This window comes from Pseudoclavibacter sp. RFBJ3, from assembly GCF_002931375.1.
Lineage (GTDB): Bacteria > Actinomycetota > Actinomycetes > Actinomycetales > Microbacteriaceae > Pseudoclavibacter.
On sequence record NZ_PSXZ01000012.1, the window covers coordinates 1 to 26320 of the forward strand.

Consider the following 26320-nt stretch of genomic DNA (forward strand, 5'->3'; position numbering starts at 1 on the left):
GCGGAGGGCAGAGGGCAGGGCGAGGGCGTGGAGCAGACGGCGGAGGGGAGGGAGCGCAGACGAAGATCCCGCCGCCAGCTCTGGGCTGGCGACGGGATCTGCGTGCTGCTTGCTGCTTACGCGTAGGGGTTCGGCGTGAGCGTGTACTTCGTGTACAGGTACTCCTCGATGCCCTCGAAGCCGCCCTCGCGTCCGATGCCGGACATCTTCACGCCGCCGAACGGCGCCGCTGCGTTGGAGAGCACGCCGATGTTGAGGCCCATCATGCCCGTCTCGATGCGGTCGATGAGGCGCTGGCCGCGCTTGAGGTCCTCCGTGAAGACGTAGGAGACGAGGCCGTACTCGGTGTCGTTGGCGAGGCGGATCGCCTCTTCCTCGTCGGCGAACGTCGTGATGGAGAGCACCGGTCCGAAGATCTCCTCGCGGAAGATGTCGCTCGACGATGGGGTGCGGTTGAGCACGGTCGGCTCGTAGAAGGAGCCGTCGCCCTCCACGCGCTTGCCTCCGTGCAGGAGCTCAGCCCCCGCCGCCACTGCGGAGTCGACCAGCGAGGCGACCTTGTCAACGGCCTTGTCCTCGACCAGTGGGCCGATGATGACGCCGTCTTCGGTGCCGCGGCCGATCTTGAACGCGGCGACCTTCTCGGTGACCCGACGCGCGAACTCGTCCGCGACATCCGTGTGCACGAGGATGCGGTTCGCAGCCGTGCAGGCCTGTCCGATGTTGCGGAACTTCGCCGCGATGACACCCTCGACGGCCTTGTCGAGGTCGGCGTCCTCGAACACGACGAACGGGGCGTTTCCGCCGAGCTCCATGGATGTGCGGAGCACGTTCTTCGTGGCCTCCTTCATGAGGCCCTGGCCGACGCCGGTCGACCCGGTGAACGAGATCTTGCGCAGGCGCGAGTCGGCGATGATCGGGGAGGAGACCGCGGCGGTGCTGCGGGTCGTGATGACGTTGACGACGCCCTTGGGCAGGCCAGCCTCTTCGAGGATCTTCACGAAGTAGAGGGTCGTGAGCGGCGTGAGCGACGCCGGCTTCACGACCGAGGTGCAGCCTGCGGCGATCGCGGGCGCGATCTTGCGAGTCGCCATGGCGAGGGGGAAGTTCCACGGCGTGATGAGGAACGCGGGACCGACGGGGTGCTTCGAGACGATCATGCGTCCCGTTCCCTCTGGCTGCGTGCCGTAGCGGCCGTGCACACGGACGGCTTCCTCGCTGAACCAGCGCAGGAACTCGCCGCCGTAGGTGACCTCGCCCTGCGCCTCAGCAAGGGGCTTGCCCATCTCGAGGGTCATGATGAGCGCCATCCCGTCGCGGCGCTCCTGCAGGATGTCGAACGCGCGTCGGAGGATCTCCCCGCGCTCGCGCGGTGCCATCCGGGCGAAGTCCTCCTGCGCGGCGACGGCGGCGTCGAGCGCCTGGATGCCCTGCTCTGGGTTCGCGTTGGCGATGTGCTTGAGCGGCTTGCCCGTCGACGGGTCGTTGACCGCGAACGGCTCATCCGCGCCGTCGACCCACTCACCGCCGATGAACAGCTGGCCGGGGACCTTCGCAAGCAGTTCCGCTTCGTTGGGGTACGTCATTGTGCAAACTCCTCGGTTGTTGGCGAGCTCGCGCTTCCCGGGCCCCGAGTCTCGGGCGCGGTGGCGATGGATGATCCAACGCTACTCGGGCGGGCTGGGCGCTTCACGAGCATTTCGCCCAGCCCGGGGAGCCGAGGTAGTGCATCCGCACAATCAGGCCAGCAGGTCCCTGACCATCGGGATGACCTTCGTGCCGTACAGCTCGATCGCCTTCATGCTGTGCTCGTGAGGCAGCGTGCCTGCGCTGTACTTAAGGTCGAAGCGCTGCAGGCCGAGCACCTTGACCGTGGCGGCGATCTTGCGCGCGACGGTTTCTGGCGAGCCGACGTAGAGGGCCCCGCGCTCGCCGGCTTCCTGCTCGTACTGCGCGTACTGCATGGGCGACCAGCCGCGCTCCTTGCCGATGCGCATCATCATGGTGCGGTAGTTCAGCCAGTGCTCTTCACGCGCCTGCTCGTCGGTGTCCGCGATGTGGCCAGGCGAGTGCGCGCCGATCGGGCCGTTCGGGTGGCCGAACTGCTCGTTGGCCTGCCGGTAGAGCTTCGCGAACGGCGCGAAGCGCGCTGATTCGCCGCCGATGATCGCGAGCATGAGCGGCATCGAGTACTGAGCGGCCCGCACGACGGACTGGGGCGTGCCCCCGACGGCGGCCCATGTGCGCAGGCGGCCCTCTTCGAGCTGCGGATGCACGGTGACGTCGTTGAGCGCACCCCGGACGGTTCCGCTCCAGCTGACGGGCCCACCCGCCGCGATCTTCATGAAGAGGTCGAGCTTCTCGTCGAAGAGCACCTCGTAGTCCTGGAGGTTCAGCCCGAAGAGCGGGAACGACTCGGTGAACGAGCCCCGCCCGAGCATGACCTCTGCACGCCCGCTCGAGATGGCGTCGACGGTGGAGAAACGCTGGAAGACCCGTACGGGGTCATCGGAGCTGAGGACCGTGACCGCGCTGCCGAGACGGATGCGCTCGGTGCGGGCCGCGATCGCGGCGAGCACGGTCTCCGGCGTGGAGATCGCGAAGTCGTCTCGGTGGTGCTCGCCGACGGCGAAGGCGTCGATGCCGACCTGTTCAGCCAGGACGCCTTCCTCGACGACGTCGCGGATGACCTGCGCGTGCGAGCGCGGGGTGCCGTCGAGGTCGTTGGTCGCGTCTCCGAAGGTGTTGAGGCCGAACTCGATCGTGCCGGTCATGGCAGCTCCATCCATTTCAATGCGTTTACATGAACTCTAGTCGCAAGAAAAAGCGCCGCCCCGGGGGAACACGGCATCCCCGAGGCGGCGCAGCTTGTGGTCGAGTGCAACGACGGGCAACGCGGGGCCAGGGGCGGCGTTCCATGCAATCGAATGAAGTTCGATGATCGTGCCAAAAATGCCATGGCGCGTCAACTCAGGCACCCCTCCCCGCGCAGAATGATCACGTTTCGCGGTTCACTTGTCGGTGGCCAGCAGATGCACGCGAAACCGTATATCGTCGCCCGTATCCCCCACCCGAATAGCCCACCCGAGACACCGAGAGGCCGAGCATGACAGGCGTGGCGGAGACCCTTGACCCGAGCCCCTCCGGCAAGACCCAATTGGCCTACGAGTTCATCGAGCAGCGGATCTCGGACGGCACCTTCGCCCCGGGCCACCGACTTGTCCTCGGCGCGATCGCAGGCAAGATCGGCGTCAGCACGCTCCCTGTGCGCGAGGCTCTCCGAATGCTGGAGGCGGAAGGCGCAGTCACCTACGAGCGCTACGTCGGCGCGCACGTGACCGGACTCGAGCCGGAGCGCTACTGGCAGGCCCTGGAATCACTTGCCATCCTCGACGGCTACGCAACCGCGAGCGCCGCCCGTCACCTCACGGAGGACATGCTCAGCGAGGCCCGCAGCGCGAACGCCGAGATGGGTCGGATGCTCGTCGATCCCGACGACCCGACGGGGCTGCATTCGAGATTCCACCACCTCCTCTTCCGGCGGAGCCCGAACACGTACCTCGTGGACCTCGTCGAGCGAACCTGGCGACACCTCGACCGCCTGCGATCCTCGGCGCCGGAATCCGACATCCGCATCACGCCCGCCACGATCGCCGAGCACGACCACCTCCTTTCCCTCCTCGAGATCGGGGCGCCGAGCAGCGTGATCGAGCAGGCGGTCCGCGACCACCACCGGGCGACGTCGCGAGCTCACACGAGCGAGGTGCCCGAGACGGCCTAGACCCTGCCTGCTGCTGCGATCTCGTCCATGAGCAGCGCGAGGGCGATGTCACCGCCGGCCGCTGCACCCTGGCCAATCGAGACCGGCACGTTGGCGCGAGGGTCCCCCGCGTTGCCGACGACCCAGACCCTGGACTCGGGATGCTCTGGGCCGCAGACATCCACGCCGTCGAGCATCCCGGTCAGCGGAACGAAGCTCGGGTTCGTGAAGATCGCCTCGAGCTCGAGCTCTCTGCCGTCAGCGAGACGGACTCCGCGAAGCCGTCCGTCGACACCTGCGAGCACCTCGTCGACCCCGGAGCGCTCGATCCTCACTCCGCGGGCGACGAGTGAGCGCGCCTCCGCCTCACCGAGTGCGAAGGAGCCGTTCACGAGGAGCACGAGGTCGCCGCTCCACTGCCGAAGCATGTGCGCCTTCAGATCCGAGTGCTCGCCGTTGGCAAGAACGGCGATGGGTCGATCGCGGTGCTCGTAGCCGTCGCAGAAGGGGCAGGCGTAGACGCCTCGCCCCCAGAGCGCGCGGAGTCCCGGCACGTTGGGCAGCTCGTCGCGGAGCCCAGTCGCCACGACGACGGCTCGCGCCCGGAAGCCCCGTCCATCCTTGATCATCACCTGCACGCGTGCGCCATCCTCGCCCCCGACAGAGGTGACGCTCGCCACTTCAGCCTCGGCGAAGACACCCTCGTGGGCTTCGACCTCGGCGCGACCCAACCGCCGCAGCTCACCGGGCGCGAGACCCTCGTGGCCGAGGACGCCGTGCATGTGGTCGGTGAATCGATTGCGGGGAACTCCGTGGTCCAGCACGAGCACCCGCCTGCGCCCCCGCGTGAGCATGAGCGCAGTGCTCAGACCGGCGGGGCCGGCGCCGATCACGATCGTGTCCCAGAGCAGGTTCTCGTTCTCTGCCGCGTGCTGCGGCGCATCCAGTTGTGTCATGGGTCGAGTCTCCGGCGGGACTCTCGCGTTTCGCAACCGAGTTTGCTAGTTTCGCAACATGACGGATGCAGCGACGACGGATGCAGCGACACGCTATCCAGACAGCCTTGACGACCCGACCACCGGAATCACCGAGGCGCTCAGCCGCGTCGCGCCCCGACTCCGAGAGATCAGACAGGCCCGCGGCATGACGCTCAGCGAAGTCGCCGAGGAGACGAGCCTCAGCGTCAGCACCCTCTCGCGGCTCGAATCAGGCGGCAGACGCCCCTCCCTCGACGTGCTCCTGCCGCTCGCGCGCTGCTACCGCGTGCCGCTCGACGACCTCGTGGGCGCACCCTCGACCGGCGACCCGCGCATCCACCCCAAGCCCGTGAAGCGCGGCGATCGCGTCTACCTCGCGCTCTCCCGCGCCACGGACGGCATGCAGGCCTTCAAGGTGCTCGTCGCGCCACAGAAGCCCTCAGAACGAGACAAGCCGGTCACCCTGCGCGTGCACGAAGGCACCGAATGGTGCTACGTCCTCGCCGGAAGACTGCGCCTGCAGCTCGACGACGACGTCACGATCCTCGAACCAGGCGAAGCCGCGGAATTCGACACGACGCGCCCCCACTCCATGACCAACGACGGCGACACGACGCTCGAGATCCTCTCGCTCTTCAGCCGGCAGGCCGAGCGCAGCCACATCCACGAAACCGGCTGAACGGATCGTCCGAATATCGGCGCACCGAATACCCGGGAACCCCTACGATATTGAACATCGCGGTGGGGCTCTGCGGTGCGTATCGAGGGCGGAGCGCACCGGGGAATTCCGCCGTGCACCATAGAACGGCGTCACGGCGCCACCCAACGATGCAAGGTTGGATGCAATGATCGCTCCTCGTCTCCGAGACGTGACACAGCTCACCAGTTCAAAGGCCATACTCTTCGACCTCGACGGCGTCATAACGCCAACCGCCGAGGTGCACATGCGCGCATGGGCGCGGCTCTTCACCGACTACCTCGCAGCCAAGGGCGCCGGTCCCGCATACACCGACGACGACTACCTCCGCTACGTCGACGGCAAGCCCCGCTACGACGGAGTCCGCTCGTTCCTCGCCTCCCGCGGCATCACGCTCGAGGACGGCACGCCCGAGGACTCCCCGGAGCTCGAGACCGTCTGCGGCCTCGGAAACCGCAAGAACGACACCTTCAACGCGGAACTCGCCGAGACCGGCGTGCAGGCCTACCCGGGGTCGCTCGAGTTCCTCGACGCCGCCGTCCGGCACGGCCTCCGCGTCGCCGTCGTCTCCAGCTCCCGCAACGCCGTCCCCGTGCTCACCGCGGCCGGGCTGCTCGACCGCTTCGAGACCGTCGTCGACGGCCTCGTCGCCGCCGAGAACGGCATCGCCGGCAAGCCGGCCCCAGACACCTACCTGTACGCAGCGCAGCTCCTCGGACTCACCGCCGCCGAATGCGTGGTCGTCGAAGACGCCCACTCCGGCGTCCAAGCCGGCCGCGACGGCGACTTCGGCCTCGTCATCGGCGTCTCCCGAGAAGCGAGCCACGAAGAGCTCATGTCCTCAGGCGCGGACACCGTCGTCGACGACCTCGCCGAACTCGTGCCGGTGTTCCCGCACTCAGACCTCAAGGAAGATCACGCATGAACCTCTCCACGGAAGACCCCCTGGACCGCCACCGGTTCCCCCTCGACGAGTGGGCGCTGGTCGAGCACGAATTCGACGCCAACTCGCAGGGCCTCGTCGAGACGCTCTTCGCGACCGGCAACGGCTACCTCGGCATGCGCGGCAACCTCGAGGAGAGCCGCGACGGGTACATGTACGGGACCTTCATCAACGGCTTCCACGAGACGTGGCCCATCCGCCACGCGGAGGACGCGTTCGGGTTCGCCCAGGTCGGCCAGACGATCGTCAACGTGCCGGACGCGAAGATCATCCGCCTCTTCGTCGACGACGAGCCCCTCGTCATCAGCGAGGCAGACCTGCTCTCCTACTCGCGCGTCCTCAGCTTCAAGGACGGCATCCTGACGCGCGAGCTCGACTGGCGCACGCCCTCCGGCAAGCACGTGCGCATCCGCTCGCACCGCCTCGTCTCCTTCACGGACCGCCACTACGTCCTCCTCGACTACGAGGTCGAGATGGTCGACCGCGGCGCATCCATCCTCCTCTCGAGCCAGATCATCAACCGCCAGGACGGCGGCGACGAGTTCCAGCGCGGCAAGAAGGAGACCGAGGTCGCCTTCGACCCGCGCAAGGCGGAGTCGTTCACCGACCGGGTGCTCCAGTCCCGCATCGCGCGCGAAGAGGGCCTGCGCTCGATGCTCGCCTACCGCACCACCCATTCGGGCATGACGATCGCCGTCGCGGCCGACCACGACATCATCACCGACAACGAGTGGGACGCCACCACGCGCGTCGACGCCGACTTCGCCGAGACCGCCTTCCGCGTTCGCGCCGAGCCCGGTGTCCCCGTGCGCATCATCAAGCACGTGGCCTACCACACGTCCAAGAGCGTCCCCACCCGCGAACTCGCGGACCGCGCCGACCGCACCCTCGACCGCATGCGCGAAGTGCCCGTCGAGGACGTGTACCGCTGGCAGCGCGAATGGCTCGACGACTTCTGGGACCGCAGCGACATCGTCATCCACGGCCACCCCGTGTACCAGCAGGCGACGCGCTGGAACCTGTTCCAGCTCGCCCAGGCAACGGCCCGCACCGACGGCGGCGGTGTCGCAGCGAAGGGCGTCTCGGGCTCCGGATACGGCGGGCACTACTTCTGGGACACCGAGGTCTACGTCCTCCCGTTCCTCAGCTACACGGCGCCGAACGTCGCCCGCAACGCGCTCCGCTTCCGTCACCAAATGCTCGACGCGGCACGCCAGCGCGCGCACGAGATGAACCAGAAGGGCGCCCTCTTCCCGTGGCGCACCATCAACGGCCAGGAGTCCTCCGCCTACTACGCCGCAGGCACGGCGCAGTACCACATCGACGCCGACATCTCCCACGCGCTCGTGCAGTACGTGGCGGCAACCGGTGACGACGAGCTGCTCGCGCAGGGTGCCATCGACATCCTCGTCGAGACCGCGCGTCTCTGGGCCGACCTCGGCTTCTGGCGCACGGGAGGCGACGACCACTTCCACATCCACGGCGTCACCGGCCCAGACGAGTACACGACCGTCGTCAACGACAACCTGTACACGAACGTCATGGCCAAGGCGAACCTGCGGGCGGCGTACGACGCGTGCGAGCGCCTCCGCGAGACCGACCCGGCCTCGTTCGAGCGCCTCACGATGCGCCTCCACCTTGCAGAGGAGGAGCTCGTCGAGTGGGCTGCCGCCGCCGAGGCGATGTTCCTCCCCTTCGACGAGAAGCTCGGCATCCACCCGCAGGACGCGCAGTTCCTCGAGAAGGAGCTGTGGGACCTCGAGAACACGCCCTCATCGCAGCGCCCGCTGCTGCTGCACTTCCACCCGCTCGTCATCTACCGCTTCCAGGTCCTCAAGCAGGCCGACGTGGTGCTGGCGCTGCTCCTGCAGGGCAACGAGTTCACGCCGGAGCAGAAGCGCAAGGACTTCGAGTACTACGACGCCCTCACCACGGGAGACTCGTCGCTCTCCGCGGTCGTCCAGTCGATCATCGCGGCCGAGGTCGGGTACGCGGACCTCGCCGAGCACTACTTCTCGACGGCGCTGTTCGTCGACATCGCGAACCTGCACCACAACACGAGCGACGGCATCCACATCGCGTCAACGGGCGGCATCTGGAGCGCGCTCGTCTACGGCTTCGGCGGCATGCGCGACCACGGGGGCAAGATCACCTTCGACCCGCGCCTCCCCGCCGACTGGCCGCACCTCGAGTTCCGCATCACCCTGCGGGATTCGCGCATCCGCGTCGATCTCGAGCAGGACTCCATGACGTTCACGGCGGAGACCGGCTCGGGCGCCGAGGTGTTCGTGCGCGGACGCCGCGTCGCGGTCGCCCCGGGTGAACCGACGACCGTCAAGCTGGGTGCCGTTGAGGAGCTCGCCGGCTACCCGACGCTGAGCGACATCGAGGGCTCGATCCGCGAGGACGGGTCCGTCATCACAGCCTCGATCCCGACGATCTCCGTCGACCACGCAGTGCTCGACGCCGGTCTCGACTGACGCGAGCCGCGCATCCACGAACGACGACGCCGTCTGCTCCTGCAGGCGGCGTCGTCGTTCTCTCAGCGGCCCGCGCCCCCGCGCCTCGCCGATCGCCGCCCGGCGTTTCGCCCTCAAGTGGGTCCTCCAGAGGGGGATTCGGCTGGCAGCGATCATGGGCGAAGACCTCGCTCCGCGAGGGCGAGGCGGATGCTCTCGAGCAGGCGTCGAGGCGACTTCAGGTCGGCTTCCGTCACCCTGATGACGCGCCATCCGGCCCGCTGCAGTGCCTCCGTGCGCGCCAGATCCCTTCGCGCTGAGGCCGCGTCCGTGAAGTGCCCCTCACCCTCGAACTCGATGGCGATCTTCTCGCGCACGTCGGCGAGATCGAGGCGAGCTTGCCCGTGTCCCGGCACGACGAGCCTGTGCTGCATGACCGGCTCGGAGAACCCGCCGCCGATGATGAGCAGCCTGAGCTGCGTTTCCTTCGGGGACTCCGATCCCGACCTCGAAAGCTCGAGCGCGGAACGGAGAGTCGCCGCCCCGAGGCGACCCTTCCACTGTCGCGCGGTCATGGTGAGCTCCTCGAGCGTGTGCATCGCGAAGAGCTGGGTTCGACCCGGGTAGTGCTCGAACGACGTGCGGAGTGCATCCGCGAACACCACCGTCTGCGTGAGGGTGAGGCGCGCGGCAAGCTGCGCCAGGAGGGTCGCGGGCGCGAGGGACGGGATGCCCGACGGGCCTGCCAGCACGAACCGCTTCGGGTCCAGTCGATATCCGCGAATCAGCTTCCAGGGCAGCGGAAGCCCCCAGCAACGAGCACCCGAGGCTTCGGCAAGCACTTGGCCGGGCCCGAGGCGCGCTCGAACGAGGCTCAGATCGAGGTCACGTGGTGCGTGGCGACGAGGTCGCTGGCTTCGAGCCGTTTCCTCGGCACAGTGCGCGCCATCGCGGCTGATACGGAGACCCCCTCATCCCTCGTGAGGTCATCGGGCAACGGGCAACGGGCAATGGGCAACGGGCAACGGGCGAGGCAACGGCATGCCGAGAAGATGGAAGCGCACGGCACTCCGACCGTCAGCTGCGTCTCCGACTGTGGACGAGCGTCTCTCCACAACCCCGCCGCCTCGGGAGTCGGTGGAGCCGTCCACCGCGCACCCGCAGAGGGCGAAACGCCGGGCAGCGATGAACGAGAGGGGCGGGGGCTAGTACAGGAAGATCGGGGGCCAGGCGGGGTGATGGGCGTGGACGATCACGAGGAACACGACGAGGTCGAAGAGCAGGTGCACGCAGATGACGTACGTGAGCGACTTCGTCTTCGTGAAGATCCAGCCCTGGATGAGCGCGAACGGCAGCGTCAGGAGCGGACCCCATGACTGGTAGCCGAGCTCCCACAGGAACGACACGAACACGATCGACTGCAGCGCGTTGGCGACCCAGAACGGGAAGTGGCGGAGCAGGAGCGTGAAGACCGTGCAGATGAAGAAGAGCTCGTCCCAGATGCCGACGAACCCGACGCCGACGAAGAGCCGCCCGATCTCGGATGCCGTCGTGACGGCTGGCCAGTTCTGGTACACGCCGGAGGTGATGAAGTAGAACGGCAGGATGAGCCAGCCCAGGACCAGCACGAGGCAGAGCCAGATCTTCTCTGGTCGCGACCAGGGAGTCCCTCGACGCAGCGGGAACCGCACGGCGTGGTCCTTGTAGACCCACCTCGAGATCGCGTAGGGGACGGCGACGGCGAGCGACAGCACGGTGCCCATGACGAAGATGTTGCCCCACGAGATGTCGGCCTTCATCGAGTGGAGGCTGATGATGCCCATGCCGATTCCGACGAGCAGCAGATCGCGCCCGAGGCTCCGGTCCGCGACGAACCCAAGGGCCACCCCTGCGGCGAGCGGAAGGTAGCCGAGGTCGTTCTCCAGGGCGAAGAGGACGGTCGCGCTGCAGACCACCAGCAGGGCGGCGACGAGGTGCAGGAGTCGGGTGCGCGGGGGCGCTTGTTCGGGGGTGCCAGTGACGGGCGGATCCTGCGCTCGTTCGCTCATTCACCCATCCTCGCAGGCCAACTTGGGCGGATGATTGGCCCAGATGGACCCAACGATGTAACGCTCCGGTAACTATCCCGGTTCGCGCCGCGATCCGCATGAGCGTAGGCGAGACGCCAGGTTGACACCCGGCGAATGCACCGACTTTGGCGGAAAATCAGGCCTCTCAGGCAATACCCGGGGAACCCACCTTGCTACCGTTGACTCTCGGAGCAATCGCCGCCACACCGGTTCGGCGCCGCGATTCCCCGCGAAAGACCAACCCAGAGCGCTTTATCCGCTGCCTCAGTTAGGCAATTTTGATCGGCAGCGCGCGCCTGGGGCGACATCTGCGCCCAATCGACGTTCTGGCGCTGATCCGCCTGGTACTCCGCCGCCACCGCGACGACCTCCCCCATCGAGGCACCGTCGAGAAGTGCTGCGAGCTTTCGCGTCCGATCCATCTACCGCAGGGAGAACGCGTGAACGACACAGCTGTGTCTGTGAAAGGCCTCACCAAGGTCTTCGGGCGCAAGCCCAAGGAAGCCGCGAAGCGACTGAGCTCCGGAACGCCGAGATCTGAACTCGGCGCTGGAGTCACCGCGGCAGTCATCGACGCCACCTTCGACGTCAAGCAAGGCGAGATCTTCGTCGTCATGGGCCTCTCCGGCTCGGGCAAGTCCACCCTCATCCGGACCCTCAACGGCCTGCTGGAGCCCACCGCCGGCAGCATCGTGATCCACGGCACCGACCTCGCGACGGCCGACGCCGCCGAGGTCCGCAGCGTGCGACAGAACCATGTCTCCATGGTGTTCCAGCACTTCGCGCTCTTCCCGCACCGCACGGTGCTCGAGAACGCCGCCTTCGGCCTCGAGGTCCAGGGTGTCCCCCGCGCAGAGCGGAACGAGCGAGCCCGCAAGGTGCTCGAGCGCGTGAGCCTCGGGCAGTGGGCCGACTCGCTGCCGTCCGAGCTGTCCGGCGGAATGCAGCAGCGCGTCGGCATCGCCCGCGCTCTGACGGCCGAGACCGACATCCTGCTCATGGACGAGGCGTTCAGCGCCCTCGACCCGCTCATCCGTCGCGAAATGCAGGAAGAGCTCGTCGAGCTGCAGGCCGAGCTCGGCAAGACCATCATCTTCATCACGCACGACCTCAACGAGGCCATGTTCCTCGGCGACCGGATCGCAGTCATGCGGGACGGCGCGATCGTGCAGATCGGGACGCCGGAGGAGATCCTCACGGACCCGGCCAACGACTACGTCGCGCAGTTCGTCCAGGATGTGGACCGGGCTCGTGTGCTCACGGCTGGCAGCGTCATGGAACCCGCGCGCGCCGTCGTCCCGCAGAGCGCGGGACCACGCGGTGCGCTTCGCGTCATGCGCGACACGCAGACCGGCGGAGCGTTCATCACGTCAACGGGCCGCAAGCTCGAAGGCGCCGTCATCGACCGCCACGTCATGCGCCTCGTGAAGGACGGCCAGCCCGACCTCGCGAGCGCCATCAAGCGCGACATCGCGATGGTCTCCCCCGAGACGCCGCTCTCCGACCTGTTCGAGCTGTCCGTCGACTCGACCCTGCCGATCGCGGTCGTCGACGAGAACCAGCGCCTCCTCGGTGTGGTTCCCCGCGTCACGATCCTCGCCTCGCTCGCCAACGTGCCGAGCACCACGGGCCTGCTCCCGATCATCGACCCCGTCACGAGCGTCAGCCCGGCGGACATCGCAGAGACTCTCGAAGGGAGCCACGCATGATCGCGGCCACCGCACTCACGACCCTGCCGGCCACGTTCCGGCTTCCTCTCGGTGACGGGGCGGAGGCGGTCGTCGACTGGCTGACGAACGCACTCTCCGGCGTCTTCACCGTCATCCGCTCGCTCTTCCAGGGCATGTACGAGGGCGTCTACTGGGTACTCGAGACGCCGCCGTTCTGGGCGATCCTCATCCTGGTCGTCGCGATCGCGTACTTCGCGAAGGGCTGGAAGCTCGCTGTCGGCAGCCTGCTCGGCTTCCTCGTCATCGTCGGCGTCAACCAGTGGGAGAACGCCATGGCGACGCTCGCGCTCGTGCTCGTCGCAAGTGCGCTCGCGATCCTCTTCAGCATCCCGCTCGGCATCTGGGCTGCGAAGTCGGATGCTGCATCGAGCGCCATCAAGCCGGTGCTCGACTTCATGCAGACCATGCCAGCCTTCGTGTACCTGATTCCCGCGCTCATCCTGTTCCGCGTTGGCGTCGTCCCCGGCATCGTGGCGACGATCATCTTCGCCATGGCACCCGGCGTGCGCATGACCGAGCTGGGCATCCGCGGAGTCGACAAGGAAGTGGTCGAGGCCGGCCGCGCGTTCGGCGCGACCCCTGGCCGCATCCTGCGTCAGATCCAGCTGCCGCTCGCGATGCCGTCCATCATGGCCGGCGTCAACCAGGTCATCATGCTCGCCCTGTCGATGGTCGTCATCGCCGGAATGGTCGGCGCCGGCGGTCTCGGCGCGCAGGTCGTGCAGAGCCTCAACCGGATCGACGTGGCCCTCGGCTTCGAGGCGGGCATCTCCGTCGTCATCCTCGCGATGTTCCTCGACCGGGTGACCGCCGCATTCGCCGGGCAGAAGCGTCGTGTGCCGTCGTTCCTCCGCTCCAAGCGCACCCAGAAGCGCGAGGCGGCCGGAGATCTCGAGCAGGTCGACACGAGCTCCACCCCGACTCAGGCGCCGGTCGCGGCCGGCACTGCCTGACCCACAGACCTCAACTCCCCCAACCAGAAACGAAAGGACGCGCATGCGTACCAAGAAACGAATCATCACCGGGATCGCGGCGGCTTCCGCCGCGGCGCTCGCCCTCACCGCATGCTCCGGCGACACCGCCGCTGAGACGCTCGAGAACGGCGACCAGAAGGACATCACGATCGCCGTGTTCAACGGCTGGGACGAGGGCATCGCCGCGTCCGAGCTGTGGAAGGCGATCCTCACCGAGCAGGGCTACGACGTCGAGCTCGAGTACGCGGACCCGGCTCCGGTCTACTCCGGCCTCTCCACGGGCGACTACGACCTGACCCTCGACACGTGGCTGCCGGTCACGCACTCCGACTACGTCGCCGAGTACGGCGACGACATCGTCGACCTGGGCGCGTGGAACGACGAGGCGTCGCTGACCATCGCGGTCAACGAGGACTCCCCGATCACCTCGCTGGAGGAGCTCGCCGGCTCGGCCGACCAGTTCGGCAACACCATCATCGGCATCGAGCCGGGTGCTGGCCTCACGCGCGTCACGCAGGAGGACGTCATTCCCGGCTACGGCCTCGAGGGGATGAACTACCAGACCTCGTCCACCGCTGCGATGCTCACCGAGCTGCAGACGGCGACGAACAACGGCGAGAACATCGTCGTCACGCTGTGGCGCCCGCACTGGGCCTACGACGCGTTCCCCGTGCGTGACCTCGAGGACCCGAAGGGTCTCCTGGGCGACGCCGAGGGCATCCACTCGTACGGCAAGGCCGACATCGTGGAGACGCACCCGACCGCGGCTGCTTGGATCCAGAACTTCAAGATGGACTCCGAGCAGCTCTACTCGCTCGAGAACCTGATGTTCAACGAGAACGAGACGGACGACTACGCGCCGATCGTCGAGCAGTGGATCTCCGAGAACCAGGAGTACGTGGACTCGCTCACGGCGTAGCCCGCACTCCGGTCTCGCGGAGCCCGCGAACCACACGAGCCCACCCCGATCTGTCGGGGTGGGCTCGTCTGCGTTCTCGGCGATATGCAGGATGCTGGCTCGAAGCGGAGCCAGCACCCTTCACGGGCGCTGCTGGCGGTCCCGGATGAGCGCCGGGAGCTCGGCCATGCGCTCGAACGTCTGGGCACCGGCATCTTCGAGCCACGCTCGCGGCGTGAGGCCGCCCGCGAAGCCGTAGGCGTGCATCCCGGCTGCCACCGCTGCCTGCACGCCGTACGCGCTGTCCTCGACGACGACGCACGTGGCGGGGTCGACGCCCATTCGGTCGGCGGCGTGGAGGAACAGGTCGGGTGCCGGCTTCCCGTGCTCGACTTCGGTGGCGCTGTAGATGCGCCCCTCGAAGCGCGGGTGGAGCCCGGTGTGCCCCAGCGTCTTGCTGAGCTTCGCGTGGTCTCCGCTCGAGGCGACACAGCTCGCGAGCCCCAGCTCATCCTGGATGACGGCAAGCGCCTCCGGGAGGCCGTCGACCGCCGTCAGCTCGGTGTCGAAGGCACGGAAGAGCGTCTCGCGCTGCAGCTCGAACCACCCCTCCGGCACGGGACGCCCGAGCCCTTCCTGCAGCTTCCGCTCGAAGGTCGCCTGCGAGGTGCCGAGGAATCGGGCGACGTGCTCATCCTGCGTGAGCTGCCAGCCGAGCTCGGCGAGCATCTCCCGCTCGATCCGCACCGCGAGCACCTCGCTGTCGACGAGCACCCCGTCGCAGTCGAAGATGACGAGTTCGACCGGGCTCATGCACCTGCCCCTGGGAGGGTGCGCGTGGCGATGAGCTGCTGGTACCAGCGCCCCGAGTCCTTCCAGGTGCGCTCGAGCGTGTCGTAGTCGACGCGGAGGATGCCGAAGCGCATGTTGTAGCCGAACGCCCACTCGAAGTTGTCGAACAGCGACCAGGCGAAGTAGCCGCGGACGTCCGCCCCGGCGTCGATGGCGTCCGCGATGGCGGCGATGTGGTCACGGTAGTAGGCGACACGCTCCGGGTCGTGCACGAGCCCGTCCTCGCTGACGACGTCGGGGAAGGCCGCGCCGTTCTCGGTGACCATGAGCGCCTGCCCCGGGTAGCGCTCGCTGAGCGACACGAGGAGCTCGGTGAGGCCGTCGGGGAAGATGCTCCACCCCATCGACGTGTACGGCGCCCCCTGGTCGACGAAGTCGATGTCGGTGACCCCCACCCAGGGACTCGCCGCGGACTCTCCGTGGCCGTCGTTGCGCGAGCGCTCCCCCGTACCAAGGTACTTCTTGACGCGGAACGTCGTGTAGTAGTTCACGCCGAGCACGTCGATGCGCTGGTGGATGAGCTGGGTGTCGCCCGGAAGCACGAACGCCCAGTCGGTCACGTGGCGGGTGTCGTGGATGAGGTCCTCGTCGTAGTGCCCCGAGAGCATGGGGCCGAGGAACACTCGGTTCGCGAGGGCGTCGATCTGGCGGACGGCGTCACGGTCGGCGGCGGACTCGGGGTCGTCCGGGCGGATGACGTGGAAGTTCAGGGTGACCGAGACCACGGCGTCCTCGCCGACCGCCGCGCGAATGGCCCGTGTGGCGAGGCCGTGCGCGAGGTTCAGGTGGTGGCAGGCTGCGAGCGCCGCGGCTGGCTCGGTGCGCCCAGGTGCGTGGACACCGGAGGCGTAGCCGAGGTAGGCCGTGCAGAACGGCTCGTTGAGGGTGGACCACGTGTGCACGCGGTCGCCGAACTCGGCCGCCATGCGGGCCGCGTACTCCGCGAAGGCGTACGCGGTGTTGCGGTTCGCCCATCCGCCCTCGTCTTCGAGCTCCTGCGGCAGGTCCCAGTGGTAGAGGGTCGCCACGGGCTTCACACCGGCCGCCACGAGCGCGTCAAGGAGCTCGGAGTAGAAGCGGATGCCCTCCTCGTTGAACTCGCCGGAGCCGCCGGGCTGCACTCGCGACCAGGAGATCGAGAAGCGGTACGCATCCAGTCCCATCTCCCTGATGGTCTCGACGTCGTCGCGCCACCGGTGGAAGTGGTCGATGGCCACGTCGCCGGTGTCGCCGCCCTCGACCTTGCCAGGCGTGTGCGAGAACGTGTCCCAGATCGACGGGGTCCTCCCGCCTTCTGCCGCACCGCCTTCGATCTGGTAGGAGGCGGTCGCAGAGCCCCAGACGAAATCGTCCGAGAAGACTCGAGGGGAAGATGCCGCGGTTGGTTCAGGCACGATACTCCTTGGCTGAGTGGGACGCGCGTCGTCGCGCACGCCAACTCTAGCGAAGCGGTGGACGGCGGCCGTGGCGTTCACCACTGCCCGCTGTTCACGGAGGAGACCACCCCCGAGCGACGGTGAGATGTCTGCAATCGACAGAACGAGCAGTCAACGGCAGGGAATGCTTGTTTACATGATCTCAATCCGTCGGCAGATTGGACCGGGCTATAGTCTGGTTCTTCGTGCTGCGCCAAGGGGCCAGCAGACGGGGGAAAGACGAGAAGTGAAACGCACATTCCGAGACACCGCGGGGGCGGCTCTCAAGACACTGCTCGTCGGAGCACTCGCAGTCGCAGGCCTGACGTTCGCAGCACAGAGCGCGGCGGCAGCAACCGTGCAGCCGACGACAAGCGGCGTCACGTTGACCAACGCAGCTGGCGAGGCCGTCGACACGGTTTCGCCGAACCAGCCCTACAAACTGGGCTTCAGCTTCAACATGCCAACCGGCGTCGAACCGGGCGATTCGTTCGATGTGACGCTGCCAGACGGCTTCGCCGTGGCATCGACCGAAAGCGTGGCGCTCGGCCAGATCGCCACTGCTGTCCCGAACGGCACCGGAAAGGTCACGGTGACCTTCACCGACGACGCTGCTGGTGCCGCCAGCCTCTCGGGTGGCTTCGAGTACGTCATCACCTACGTGAAGATCCCAGATGAGGGCACCCCCGTCGACAACCAGGTCATCATCGGTGGCGAGACGGTGTACTTCCCCGTCGTCAAGTTCGGAGCCGCTCCCGGCGAGAACCCCATGATGATCACCAAGTGGTCGGGGAACAGCAGCGACTCGGTCAACCTCCAGCAGAAGCTGAAGCTCGATTCCTTCGCGTACGACTTCGCGTGGATCCAGCCGGCGAACAGCGGCCAGATCTTCGCGCAGTGGTTCGTGGAGCTGAACAACTGGCAGTCTGGCGAGCCCACGGCCCTGGGCCAGAACATCATCCTGAAAGACAAGCTGCAGAACCTCGGTGGCTTCGCGCCCGAGATCAAGCAGGACCCGGACGGCGGACGACGGACGCTCACCGCGGCCGAGCTCGACGGCCTGCTCGCTGGCCCGTACCTGAAGGACTTCCTCACGCTCAACGTCCGCGACGGCGGCACAACGCAGTCGTTCTCCGGCCTTGCCGACAGTGAGTTCCTCACCTTCGCCGCTGACCCAGACGGTTCGACGACACTCGAGCTGCGCATCAGCGACTACCTCGCGTCGCAGGGTGTGAAGCCGAGCGACAAGGCCCAGTATGCGCTCTCCTACCGCACGGTGCTCCCGAAGATGAACGCCGAGATCAAGAACTCCGCGAGCATCACTTCCACCGAGATCGAGGGCGAGGTCGTCGACGGCGGTTGGTTCAAGTTCGTGAACGCCTCAGGTTGGGGCGAGACCGAGTTCGCCGAGCAGCCCACGACCTCTCTCATGCTCAAGAAGGAGTGGGCGGGCAAGTCCGAGGCCGGCGTGAGCGCCGGAACAGGAACCTGCCCTGCGGCGCCGCCCGCGGGCCCGCTCGACGTGCCTGCCGCGACATTCAAGCTCCTAGCGAACGGCGCACCCGCCGTCGGCCTCGACGGTGCTCTCCTAGCGGACCAGACGGTGACTCTGGAGCCCGGTACTCAGCACTACGTGTGGCGGAATCTGCCGACGCAGCTCACCCCGGGCGAGCCTGTCACGTACACGATCGAAGAGGAAGCCGTCGCCGGTTACACATCGGTTGTATCCGGGCCGTATTCGGTCGACCTCACGAAGTCGAACGCCTGCGGAGTGATCACGGTCACGAACACGCCAACGCCGACCTCAACACCGGAACCGACGCCGACCGCAACGCCGGAACCGACGCCGACCGCTACGCCTACGCCTGCGCCTACGCCGACCGCAACACTGGAACCGACGCCAACGCCAACCGTGACGCCCGAGCCCACAGCTACGCCGACACCGACGCCCGAGCCGACCGCAACACCGGAACCAACGCCGACGCCGACGCCAACCGCGACGCCAGGGCCCACCTCAACACCAACACCGACGCCAACGCCAACGCCAACGCCGACTCCGAAGCCCACGCCGACCGGAACGCCAGCGCCGACCCCGACGCCTGAACCGACCACGACACCGACACCCACGCCCACCGCGACTGAGCCCGCAGTTCCTGCCCAGCCGCCGACGACCCCAGACACGCCGACGACGCAGCCGGGCAAGTCCACGCCACCTACGCCGCAGAGCGGCGGAAGCCTCGCCACGACGGGAGGAGAGATGCCGACCTGGCTGATTCCGGCTGCGGCCCTCGTCACCCTGTCCGGCGGCGCGCTCTTCCTGCTGAAGCGGCGGCGCACCGCGCGCGACTAGTCTCCGCTGAGGAGTCCAAGCAGGAAAGGCGGGTCACTCTCACGAGTGGCCCGCCTTTTCGCCAGCACAGAGACAGGGACCGCCAGAGGGGAAGCAAACACCTCGATACGAGCGAGCGACAACGTGGACGAAGCAGAGATGCCCCTCGCCGCATGGGCGAGGGGCATCTCACGGAGTCGCGACTCAGCTGTCGTAGCGCTTCTTGTAGGGGCGGTCGCCCGAGTCGCGCGACGGCCCGCGGTCTGGGGTCAGCTCGATGAGCTTGCCCGAGATGCGCGTGCCGGTCAGCTTGTCGAGCACGTCGTTCGACAGGTCGGCGGGCAGCTCGACGAGCGAGAAGCCGGGGCGGATGTCGATCGCACCGAAGTCGTCGCGGCTCAGGCCGCCCTCGTTCGCGAGCGCGCCAACGATCTGGCGGGGCTCGACCTTGTGGCGCTTGCCGACGGCGAGGCGGTACATGGCCATGGGCTTGCCGTTCGAGCGCGGGCGGCGGGGTGCACGCTCTCCGCCGCTCTCACGACGGTCGCCCCCGCGCGAGCCACGGCTGTCGCCGCCGCCTTCGCGGTCGCGGCGCTCCTTGCGCTCCGCCTGCTCGCGCTGGTTGCGCTCGAAGCGCTCCTTGCGCTCTGCTTCCGCGTCGAGGAGCAGAGGCGTCTCGCCCTGGGCCACGATCGCGAGGGCAGCAGCGACGTCGGCTTCCGGCACGTCGTGGTGGCGCACGTAGTGCTCGATGATGTCGCGGAACTTCTCGACACGGTCGGACTGCGTGAGCGCCTCGCTGATGGCGTCGTCGAAGCGCGTGAGGCGCGTCGTGTTGACGTCGTCGACGCTGGGGAGCTGCATCTGCGTGAGCTCCTGCTTGGTCGCCTTCTCGATCTGGCCGAGCAGGTAGCGCTCGCGCGGCGTGATGAAGCTGATCGCGTCACCGGTGCGACCGGCACGGCCCGTGCGGCCGATGCGGTGCACGTACGACTCGGTGTCGGTCGGGATGTCGAAGTTCACAACGTGGCTGATGCGCTCCACGTCGAGACCGCGGGCCGCGACGTCGGTCGCGACGAGGATGTCGAGCTTGCCCGACTTCAGCTGGTTGACGGTGCGCTCGCGCTGCACCTGAGCCACGTCGCCGTTGATGGCGGCTGCCGAGTAGCCGCGTGCGCGGAGCTTCTCGGCGAGGCCCTCCGTCTCGTTCTTCGTGCGAACGAAGATGATCATGCCTTCGAAGTTCTCGACCTCGAGGATGCGAGTGAGCGCGTCGACCTTCTGCGCGTAGCTCACGATGAGGTAGCGCTGCGTGATCGTCGACGAGGTGGTGGTCTTCGTCTTGACCGTGATCTCGGCGGGGTCGTTGAGGTACTTCTTCGAGATGCGGCGGATCTGCGACGGCATGGTCGCCGAGAACAGCGCGACCTGCTTGGTGTCCGGGGTGTCGGCGAGGATCGTCTCGACGTCTTCCGCGAAGCCCATCTTGAGCATCTCGTCGGCCTCGTCGAGGACGAGGAACTTGAGCTCGCTGAGGTCGAGCGTGCCCTTCGAGAGGTGGTCCATGATGCGACCCGGGGTGCCGACGACGATGTGCACGCCGCGACGCAGCGCGGAGAGCTGGACGCCGTAGCCCTGGCCGCCGTAGATGGGCAGCACATGGACGCCGCGCATGCGGGCCGCGTACTTCTCGAACGCCTCGCACACCTGGAGTGCGAGTTCGCGGGTCGGTGCCAGCACGAGCGCCTGAGGCGTCTTCTGGTCGACGTCGAGCTGGGAGAGGATGGGCAGCGCGAACGCGGCCGTCTTGCCGGTTCCCGTCTGCGCGAGGCCGACGACGTCGCGGCCTTCGAGGAGGGTGGGGATGGTCGCGGCCTGAATGGCGGAGGGGGTCTCGTACCCGACGTCGCTGAGGACCTTGAGTACGGGCCCGTCAAGACCGAGATCGGCGAATGTAGGCAGGGCCTGGGCCTCTTCGGAGGGAGCCTCGGCCTCGGTCTGAACGGAAGAATTGCTAGAAGTCACGCTTTAGACTAGTCGTTTCTGTAGGAATTTGGGCAGTTTCACTTCTGAGTATCGCATCAAGCACTGAGCGAAGCAGATCAGCGCGGTCTGCATCGCGCCCCCAGCGCACGAGCGCGTGGGCGTTGAGGCCGTCGATCATGCCGAGGATCTGCCAGGCGACGGCGTCCGCCTCGCGCACCCGGAACTCCCCCGTCGCGCTTCCGTCGACGAGGATGCGCGTGATGGCGGCGTGCCATCTGTCCATCTCGGCACGCACCCCCTCGGCGAGGATCTCGTTGCGCCGCCCGAGCGACCATCCGTCGACCCACACGTGCGTCACGGCATCGCGGCTGCCGTCGAGGAGGGTGCCCACGAGCAGGTCCAGCTTCTTGGATGCCGACGAGACGGGCGCGAGCTGCACTTCGAGCTCGTCGAGCTCACCTCCCACGATGGCCCTGAACGTGGAGGTGACGAGCTCGTCCATGTTGGGCTCGTAGTGGGCGACGAGGGCTGGGGCGACGCCGATTCGCGTGGCGACGGCGCGCATGGTGATACCGGCGAGCCCCTCTTCGAGGGCGAGGTCGATCGCGGCCGCGGTGATGTCGGCGCGGCGCTCTGCTGCTGGCTTCCTGATGGCTCTTGACACGATGTCCCGAGTCTACGTACTCTTCGAGCACTTGTTGATCACATGATCAACAATGCTCGCTTCGAGTTCTGGAGGACCGGATATGGCCTGGAAGATGCCCGCCGAGACGGCACCGCACGATCGCACGTGGATGGCCTTCCCCCGCGAGGGGATCACGCTCGGCGACACGGCCGCGCAGCGCGAGGACGGCTACGCGGCCTGGACCGCGGTCGCGCACGCCGTCGCGCGCTTCGAACCCGTCACGATGGTCGTCGATCCCAGCGAGCTGCATCGCGCCCGCCGGATGCTCGGCGAGGAGATCGAGATCCTCGAGGCACCCCTCGACGAGTTCTGGATGCGCGACATCGGCCCGACCTTCGTCACCGACGACGAACGGCCCGGCGTCCTCGGCGCCGTCGACTGGATCTTCAACGGCTGGGGCGCGCCGGCGTGGGCCGAGTGGCAGAAGTCGGCGGGGATCGGCCGCTTCGTCGCAGAGGCCAGCGGTGCTGAGCTCGTGAGCTCGCTGCTCGTCAACGAGGGCGGCGGCATCCATGTCGACGGCGAGGGCACGCTGCTCGCGACGGAGACCGTGCAGCTCGATCCGCGACGCAACCCGCTCGCCGACAAGTCGCGCGTCGAAGCCGAGTTCGCGAGGACGCTCGGCGCGACGCACACCATCTGGCTGCCGCGGGGGCTCACCCGCGACTACGACGATTTCGGCACGAACGGGCACGTCGACATCGTCGCGACCCTCACGGCACCTGGCACGCTCCTCCTGCACGAGCAGCTCGACCCCGAGCATCCTGACCACGAGGTGGTCGCCGGCCTGCGCGAGCACCTCGCAGGTCAGCGGGATGCCGCGGGGCGGGAACTCGAGATCGTCGGCATCCCGGCGCCGAGCACGCTCCGCGATGAGGAGGGCTTCGTCGACTGGAGCTACGTCAACCACCTCGTCACGAACGATGGCGTCGTCGCGTGCGGCTTCGACGACGAGGCGGCGGATGCGCGGGCGCGCGAGGTGCTCGAGTCGGTCTACCCCGGCCGCACGGTCGTGTCGGTGGATGCCCGTGAGCTGTTCGCGCGCGGGGGCGGCATCCACTGCATCACCCAGCAGCAGCCCACGCTCGGGGGTGCACGGTGAGCTTCGACGTGGTCGAGGCGCCGATCGCGCAGCTGCGGGCCGCGCTCGAGGACGGGCGCGCGACGAGCGCCGGCCTGGTCGAGGCCTACCTCGCGAGGATCGCGGCCTACGACTCGAGCGGTCCGAAGCTCAACGCGGTCGTCGTCCAGAACCCGGATGCGCTCGAAGAGGCTCGCGCCTCGGACCGGCGCCGCGCGGCGGGGCGCCTGCTCGGCCCGCTCGATGGCATCCCCTACACGGCGAAGGACAGCTACCTCGTCGAGGGCCTGACCGCGGCGTCCGGGAGCCCCGCCTTCGCGGGCCTCGTCGCGCAGCGCGACGCGTTCACGATCGAGCGCCTCCGCGCCGGGGGTGCGATCTGCCTCGGGCTCACGAACATGCCGCCGATGGCGAATGGCGGCATGCAGCGCGGCGTGTACGGCCGCGCCGAGAGCCCGTACAACGCCGCGTTCCTGACGAGCGCGTTCGGCTCCGGCTCCTCGAACGGCTCGGGAACCGCGACGGCGGCGAGCTTCGCGGCGTTCGGTCTCGGCGAGGAGACGTGGTCGAGCGGTCGGGCCCCGGCTTCGAACAACGCGCTCTGCGCGTACACGCCATCACGGGGCGTGATCTCGGTGCGCGGCAACTGGCCGCTCGTCCCGACGATGGACGTCGTCGTCCCCCACGCCCGCTCCATGGCCGACCTCCTCGAGGTGCTCGACGTGGTGGTGGCCGACGATGCGCAGACGCGAGGCGACTTCTGGCGGGCGCAGCCGTGGGTGCGCATCCCTCCCGTCTCGGAGGTGCGTCCCGCCTCGTACGTCGCCCTCCTCCCGTCGAACCAGGCGGATGCGCGTGCCGGCCTCGCGAGCACCCGCATCGGCGTGCCCCGCATGTACATCAACGCCGACCCGGACGCGGGAACGTCGTCCGAGCCGGGTATCGGCGGTCCGACCGGCCAGAAGATCGACACGCGTCGATCCATCGTCGAGCTCTGGGAGGCGGCGCGGGCCGACCTCGAGGCGGCGGGCGCGACCGTCGTCGAGGTCGACTTTCCTGTCGTGTCGAACTACGAGGGCGACCGGCCGGGAGCTCCGAAGATCCACACGCGCGGGCTCGTCTCCCCCGAGTACCTCAAGCGCGAGATCGTCGACCTGTCGGCATGGGGATGGGAGGACTTCCTCGCGGCGAACGCCGACCCGCAGCTCAACTCCCTGACCCAGGTCGACGGCTCGCGTATCTTCCCGCACCCCGAGGGGGCACTCCCTGACCGCTACACGGGCTTCGACGACGACATCGCCACCTACCCGGACCACGCGCGCGAGCATCCGGTCGCCTCGTTCGCCGACATCCCCGAGCTCGCGGCCGGCGTGCGCGGCCTCGAGGAGACTCGGCGGGTCGACCTCGAGGAATGGATGCTCGCGCAGCGCCTCGACGCCGTCGTCTTCCCAGCGGTGGCCGACGTGGGCCCAGCCGACATGGACGTCGACGTGGCCTCAGCCGACCTGGGCTGGCGCAACGGCGTGTGGGTCGCCAACGGGAACCTCGCCATCCGCCACCTGGGCATCCCCACCGTGACCATGCCGATGGGCACGATGGCGGACATCGGGATGCCCGTTGGGCTCACCTTCGCGGGAAGGGCCTACGACGACACGGCGCTCCTCCGCCTCGCCGCGGCCTTCGAGGCGACGGGTGAGCGCCGCACGGAGCCGCCGCGCACGCCGCGGCTCTGACGTCTCGCCGCGCCTCGCGGCGCCTCGCCGCGCCTCGCCGCGCCTCGCCGCGCTCGGCAAGCCTCGGCGCCGACAGAGTTGTGGCCCGGTGTGCCTCCCGAGTCCGGGAAGCGCACCGGGCCACATCTTCGTGCGACAGGGTCCGACTGGGGTGCGGCAGGGCGCGGCGAAGCCGCTACTTCGACGGCTTGACGATTGCCAGCGCGCCGGTCTCCGCGAACTCTCGCTCGACGTCCACGTCGGTCGTGCTCCCAGGCTTGTGCGTCGCCAGACTGACGCCGACGGCGACGACGAGGTTCAGGATGAACCCGGGGATGATCTCGTACAAGTCGGTGCCGAGCGCTGACCAGATGAAGACCGTCGCGGCACCGACGACCATGCCCGCGAGCGCACCCCAGTTGGTGAGCTTCTTCCAGTAGAGGCTCAGCAGGATAATCGGGCCGAAGGCGGCACCGAAGCCAGCCCAGGCGAAGCCCACGAGCGCGAGGATCGAGTCAGATGGGTTGATCGCGAGCAGGCCCGCGACGACCGCGATGGCGAGCACCGCACCTCGTCCTGCGAGGACGAGTGTCTTCTGCTCCGGCTTCTTCTTCGCGATGACCATGAAGAGGTCTTCGACGAGCGCCGACGAGCACACGATGAGTTGGCTCGAGATCGTGCTCATGATGGCGGCGAGCACCGCGGCGAGGATGAACCCGCTGACCAGTGGATGGAACAGCACCTGCGCCATGACGAGCACGATCGTCTCGGGGTCGGCGATGTCGATCCCATTCTGCTGAACGTAGGCGACACCGACGATGCCCGCGGTGACTGCGCCCAGCATCGAGAGCAGCATCCATCCCATACCGATTCGACGGCCGGCGATCGCCGAGTGCGAATCGCGGAGCGCCATGAACCGCACGATGATGTGCGGCTGCCCGACGTAGCCGAGGCCCCACCCGAGCGCCGAGATGATGCCGATGATGACGGGCCAGCTCAGCTCTGCTGGGATGAGACCCGTGTGGTCGACGCCCGAGGCGACGATGGCTTCGCTCACGCCCCCGAATCCGCCCAACGACATGATCGCGACCACTGGGATGGCGACGAGCGCGAGGAGCATCATCATGCCCTGGACGACGTCGGTGAAGGTGGCGCCGAGGAAGCCGCCGAAGAGCGTGTACGCCAGCGTGACTCCGGCCACGAGGAGCATGCCCGTCAGGTAGTCGCCGTTGAAGCTGCTCTCGAAGAACACGCCTCCGGCAACCATTCCGGACGAGATGTAGAAGGTGAAGAAAACCAGGATGACGACACCGCTCGCGATTCGCAGCGTGCGCGACTTGTCGTGCAGGCGGTTCTCGAAGTAGCTCGGCACCGTGATCGAGTTGCTGGCGACCTCGGTGTAGGCGCGCAGTCTCGGCGCCACGAAACGCCAGTTCAAGTAGGCACCGATCAGCAGGCCGATGCCGATCCAGGCTTCGACGAGACCCGACACGAAGATCGCGCCGGGCAGCCCCAGCATCAGCCAGCCGGACATGTCAGATGCTCCGGCGCTGAGCGCCGCGGTGCCCGGGCTGAGATTGCGCCCGCCGAGCATGTAGTCCTCGTGGTCTTTGGTCTGGCGGAACGCGTAGATCCCAATGCCCACCATGGCCGCGAAGTAGATCGCGAGGGCGATGAGCTGGAAGGTCAGATCGGACATCGGCAGTGACTCCTTCTGGAAGCGACGCGTCGACCCCGGTGGGTACGCGTCCTT

General features: G+C 67.8%; 20 protein-coding genes. 10 read left to right on the forward strand and 10 right to left on the reverse strand.

All coding sequences use genetic code 11. The annotated features are described in order from the left end of the window. Positions 1 to 116: 116 nt before the first annotated feature. Together C5E07_RS11940 and C5E07_RS11945 are read right to left on the reverse strand one after the other, a co-directional pair. On the reverse strand, positions 117 to 1586 hold the full coding sequence (locus C5E07_RS11940; RefSeq protein ID WP_104299600.1) for an NAD-dependent succinate-semialdehyde dehydrogenase: 1470 nt from the start codon (positions 1584 to 1586) through the stop codon (positions 117 to 119). A 153-nt stretch (positions 1587 to 1739) separates the two neighbouring features. After that, positions 1740 to 2774, reverse strand: coding sequence for an LLM class flavin-dependent oxidoreductase (locus tag C5E07_RS11945; RefSeq protein WP_104242824.1), 1035 nt, complete (start codon positions 2772 to 2774; stop codon positions 1740 to 1742). A 341-nt stretch (positions 2775 to 3115) separates the two neighbouring features. Between C5E07_RS11945 and C5E07_RS11950 the strand changes: the two genes are divergently transcribed. Continuing rightward, positions 3116 to 3781, forward strand: a complete 666-nt coding sequence (locus C5E07_RS11950; RefSeq protein ID WP_181057976.1) for a GntR family transcriptional regulator — start codon at positions 3116 to 3118, stop codon at positions 3779 to 3781. Here the strand turns inward: C5E07_RS11950 and C5E07_RS11955 are convergent. Then, positions 3778 to 4716 carry an NAD(P)/FAD-dependent oxidoreductase gene (locus tag C5E07_RS11955; RefSeq protein ID WP_104299602.1) on the reverse strand — a complete coding sequence of 313 codons (939 nt, stop codon included), beginning with the start codon at positions 4714 to 4716 and terminating at the stop codon, positions 3778 to 3780. The two genes, C5E07_RS11950 and C5E07_RS11955, sit on opposite strands and share 4 nt — an antisense overlap. 58 nt (positions 4717 to 4774) lie before the next feature. Between C5E07_RS11955 and C5E07_RS11960 the strand changes: the two genes are divergently transcribed. From C5E07_RS11960 to C5E07_RS11970, 3 genes are all read left to right on the forward strand, one after another. Continuing rightward, a complete protein-coding gene (locus C5E07_RS11960) occupies positions 4775 to 5416 on the forward strand; it encodes a helix-turn-helix domain-containing protein (protein WP_104299603.1) in 642 nt (213 codons plus the stop codon). A gap of 166 nt (positions 5417 to 5582) precedes the next feature. After that, positions 5583 to 6359, forward strand: coding sequence for an HAD family phosphatase (locus C5E07_RS11965; protein WP_104242832.1), 777 nt, complete (start codon positions 5583 to 5585; stop codon positions 6357 to 6359). Then, positions 6356 to 8857, forward strand: a complete 2502-nt coding sequence (locus tag C5E07_RS11970; RefSeq protein WP_104299604.1) for a glycoside hydrolase family 65 protein — start codon at positions 6356 to 6358, stop codon at positions 8855 to 8857. Before C5E07_RS11965 ends, C5E07_RS11970 begins: the two co-directional genes overlap by 4 nt. A gap of 152 nt (positions 8858 to 9009) precedes the next feature. Here C5E07_RS11970 and C5E07_RS11975 read toward each other — a convergent pair whose 3' ends face one another. Continuing rightward, positions 9010 to 9588, reverse strand: a complete 579-nt coding sequence (locus tag C5E07_RS11975) for an endonuclease domain-containing protein (protein ID WP_104299605.1) — start codon at positions 9586 to 9588, stop codon at positions 9010 to 9012. Between the two features lie 453 nt (positions 9589 to 10041). Then, positions 10042 to 10884, reverse strand: a complete 843-nt coding sequence (locus tag C5E07_RS11980; protein ID WP_104299606.1) for a CPBP family intramembrane glutamic endopeptidase — start codon at positions 10882 to 10884, stop codon at positions 10042 to 10044. Between the two features lie 461 nt (positions 10885 to 11345). Between C5E07_RS11980 and C5E07_RS11985 the strand changes: the two genes are divergently transcribed. The 3 genes from C5E07_RS11985 to C5E07_RS11995 are packed head-to-tail and all read left to right on the forward strand — an operon-like array spanning position 11346 to position 14528. Further along, positions 11346 to 12614 (forward strand): glycine betaine/L-proline ABC transporter ATP-binding protein, encoded by a 1269-nt coding sequence (locus C5E07_RS11985; RefSeq protein ID WP_104299607.1) that lies wholly within the window; start codon positions 11346 to 11348, stop codon positions 12612 to 12614. After that, entirely contained in the window at positions 12611 to 13588 is a 978-nt protein-coding gene (locus C5E07_RS11990; protein ID WP_104242840.1) for a proline/glycine betaine ABC transporter permease, read from the forward strand. The genes C5E07_RS11985 and C5E07_RS11990 overlap by 4 nt, the downstream gene beginning before the upstream one ends. Positions 13589 to 13631: 43 nt before the next feature. Beyond that, a complete protein-coding gene (locus tag C5E07_RS11995; protein WP_104242842.1) occupies positions 13632 to 14528 on the forward strand; it encodes a glycine betaine ABC transporter substrate-binding protein in 897 nt (298 codons plus the stop codon). 120 nt (positions 14529 to 14648) lie between these two features. Here the strand turns inward: C5E07_RS11995 and C5E07_RS12000 are convergent, their stop codons facing one another. Beyond that, positions 14649 to 15320: an HAD family phosphatase gene (locus C5E07_RS12000; RefSeq protein WP_104299608.1), complete on the reverse strand. Its 672-nt coding sequence runs from the start codon at positions 15318 to 15320 to the stop codon at positions 14649 to 14651. After that, a complete protein-coding gene (locus C5E07_RS12005; protein WP_104299609.1) occupies positions 15317 to 16753 on the reverse strand; it encodes a GH1 family beta-glucosidase in 1437 nt (478 codons plus the stop codon). The genes C5E07_RS12000 and C5E07_RS12005 overlap by 4 nt, the downstream gene beginning before the upstream one ends. Before the next feature lie 268 nt (positions 16754 to 17021). Between C5E07_RS12005 and C5E07_RS12010 the strand changes: the two genes are divergently transcribed. Further along, positions 17022 to 19124, forward strand: a complete 2103-nt coding sequence (locus C5E07_RS12010; RefSeq protein ID WP_181057978.1) for a Cna B-type domain-containing protein — start codon at positions 17022 to 17024, stop codon at positions 19122 to 19124. Between the two features lie 183 nt (positions 19125 to 19307). Here the strand turns inward: C5E07_RS12010 and C5E07_RS12015 are convergent, their stop codons facing one another. After that, the gene (locus tag C5E07_RS12015; protein WP_104242849.1) at positions 19308 to 21128 is read right to left on the reverse strand and encodes a DEAD/DEAH box helicase; all 1821 of its coding nucleotides are present in this window, start codon (positions 21126 to 21128) and stop codon (positions 19308 to 19310) included. Further along, complete coding sequence (locus C5E07_RS12020; protein ID WP_104299611.1) at positions 21118 to 21753, reverse strand: TetR/AcrR family transcriptional regulator; 636 nt, start codon at positions 21751 to 21753, stop codon at positions 21118 to 21120. Before C5E07_RS12020 ends, C5E07_RS12015 begins: the two co-directional genes overlap by 11 nt. 82 nt (positions 21754 to 21835) lie before the next feature. Between C5E07_RS12020 and C5E07_RS12025 the strand changes: the two genes are divergently transcribed. Beyond that, positions 21836 to 22876: an agmatine/peptidylarginine deiminase gene (locus C5E07_RS12025; protein ID WP_104299612.1), complete on the forward strand. Its 1041-nt coding sequence runs from the start codon at positions 21836 to 21838 to the stop codon at positions 22874 to 22876. Further along, complete coding sequence (locus C5E07_RS12030) at positions 22873 to 24588, forward strand: amidase (protein WP_104299613.1); 1716 nt, start codon at positions 22873 to 22875, stop codon at positions 24586 to 24588. The genes C5E07_RS12025 and C5E07_RS12030 overlap by 4 nt, the downstream gene beginning before the upstream one ends. A gap of 175 nt (positions 24589 to 24763) precedes the next feature. Here C5E07_RS12030 and putP read toward each other — a convergent pair whose 3' ends face one another. Next, positions 24764 to 26266 carry a sodium/proline symporter PutP gene (putP, locus tag C5E07_RS12035; RefSeq protein ID WP_104299614.1) on the reverse strand — a complete coding sequence of 501 codons (1503 nt, stop codon included), beginning with the start codon at positions 26264 to 26266 and terminating at the stop codon, positions 24764 to 24766. Between the last annotated feature and the right edge of the window lie 54 nt (positions 26267 to 26320).

Excerpts from the sequence above, each read along its gene's own strand:
- C5E07_RS11940 (WP_104299600.1), bottom strand. The coding sequence starts at position 1,586 with ATGACGTACCCCAACGAAGCGGAACTGCTTGCGAAGGTCCCCGGCCAG.
- C5E07_RS11945 (WP_104242824.1), bottom strand. The coding sequence starts at position 2,774 with ATGACCGGCACGATCGAGTTCGGCCTCAACACCTTCGGAGACGCGACC.
- C5E07_RS11955 (WP_104299602.1), bottom strand. The coding sequence starts at position 4,716 with ATGACACAACTGGATGCGCCGCAGCACGCGGCAGAGAACGAGAACCTG.
- C5E07_RS11960 (WP_104299603.1), top strand. The coding sequence starts at position 4,775 with ATGACGGATGCAGCGACGACGGATGCAGCGACACGCTATCCAGACAGC.
- C5E07_RS11965 (WP_104242832.1), top strand. The coding sequence starts at position 5,583 with ATGATCGCTCCTCGTCTCCGAGACGTGACACAGCTCACCAGTTCAAAG.
- C5E07_RS11970 (WP_104299604.1), top strand. The coding sequence starts at position 6,356 with ATGAACCTCTCCACGGAAGACCCCCTGGACCGCCACCGGTTCCCCCTC.
- C5E07_RS11980 (WP_104299606.1), bottom strand. The coding sequence starts at position 10,884 with ATGAGCGAACGAGCGCAGGATCCGCCCGTCACTGGCACCCCCGAACAA.
- C5E07_RS11990 (WP_104242840.1), top strand. The coding sequence starts at position 12,611 with ATGATCGCGGCCACCGCACTCACGACCCTGCCGGCCACGTTCCGGCTT.
- C5E07_RS11995 (WP_104242842.1), top strand. The coding sequence starts at position 13,632 with ATGCGTACCAAGAAACGAATCATCACCGGGATCGCGGCGGCTTCCGCC.
- C5E07_RS12000 (WP_104299608.1), bottom strand. The coding sequence starts at position 15,320 with ATGAGCCCGGTCGAACTCGTCATCTTCGACTGCGACGGGGTGCTCGTC.
- C5E07_RS12025 (WP_104299612.1), top strand. The coding sequence starts at position 21,836 with ATGGCCTGGAAGATGCCCGCCGAGACGGCACCGCACGATCGCACGTGG.
- putP (WP_104299614.1), bottom strand. The coding sequence starts at position 26,266 with ATGTCCGATCTGACCTTCCAGCTCATCGCCCTCGCGATCTACTTCGCG.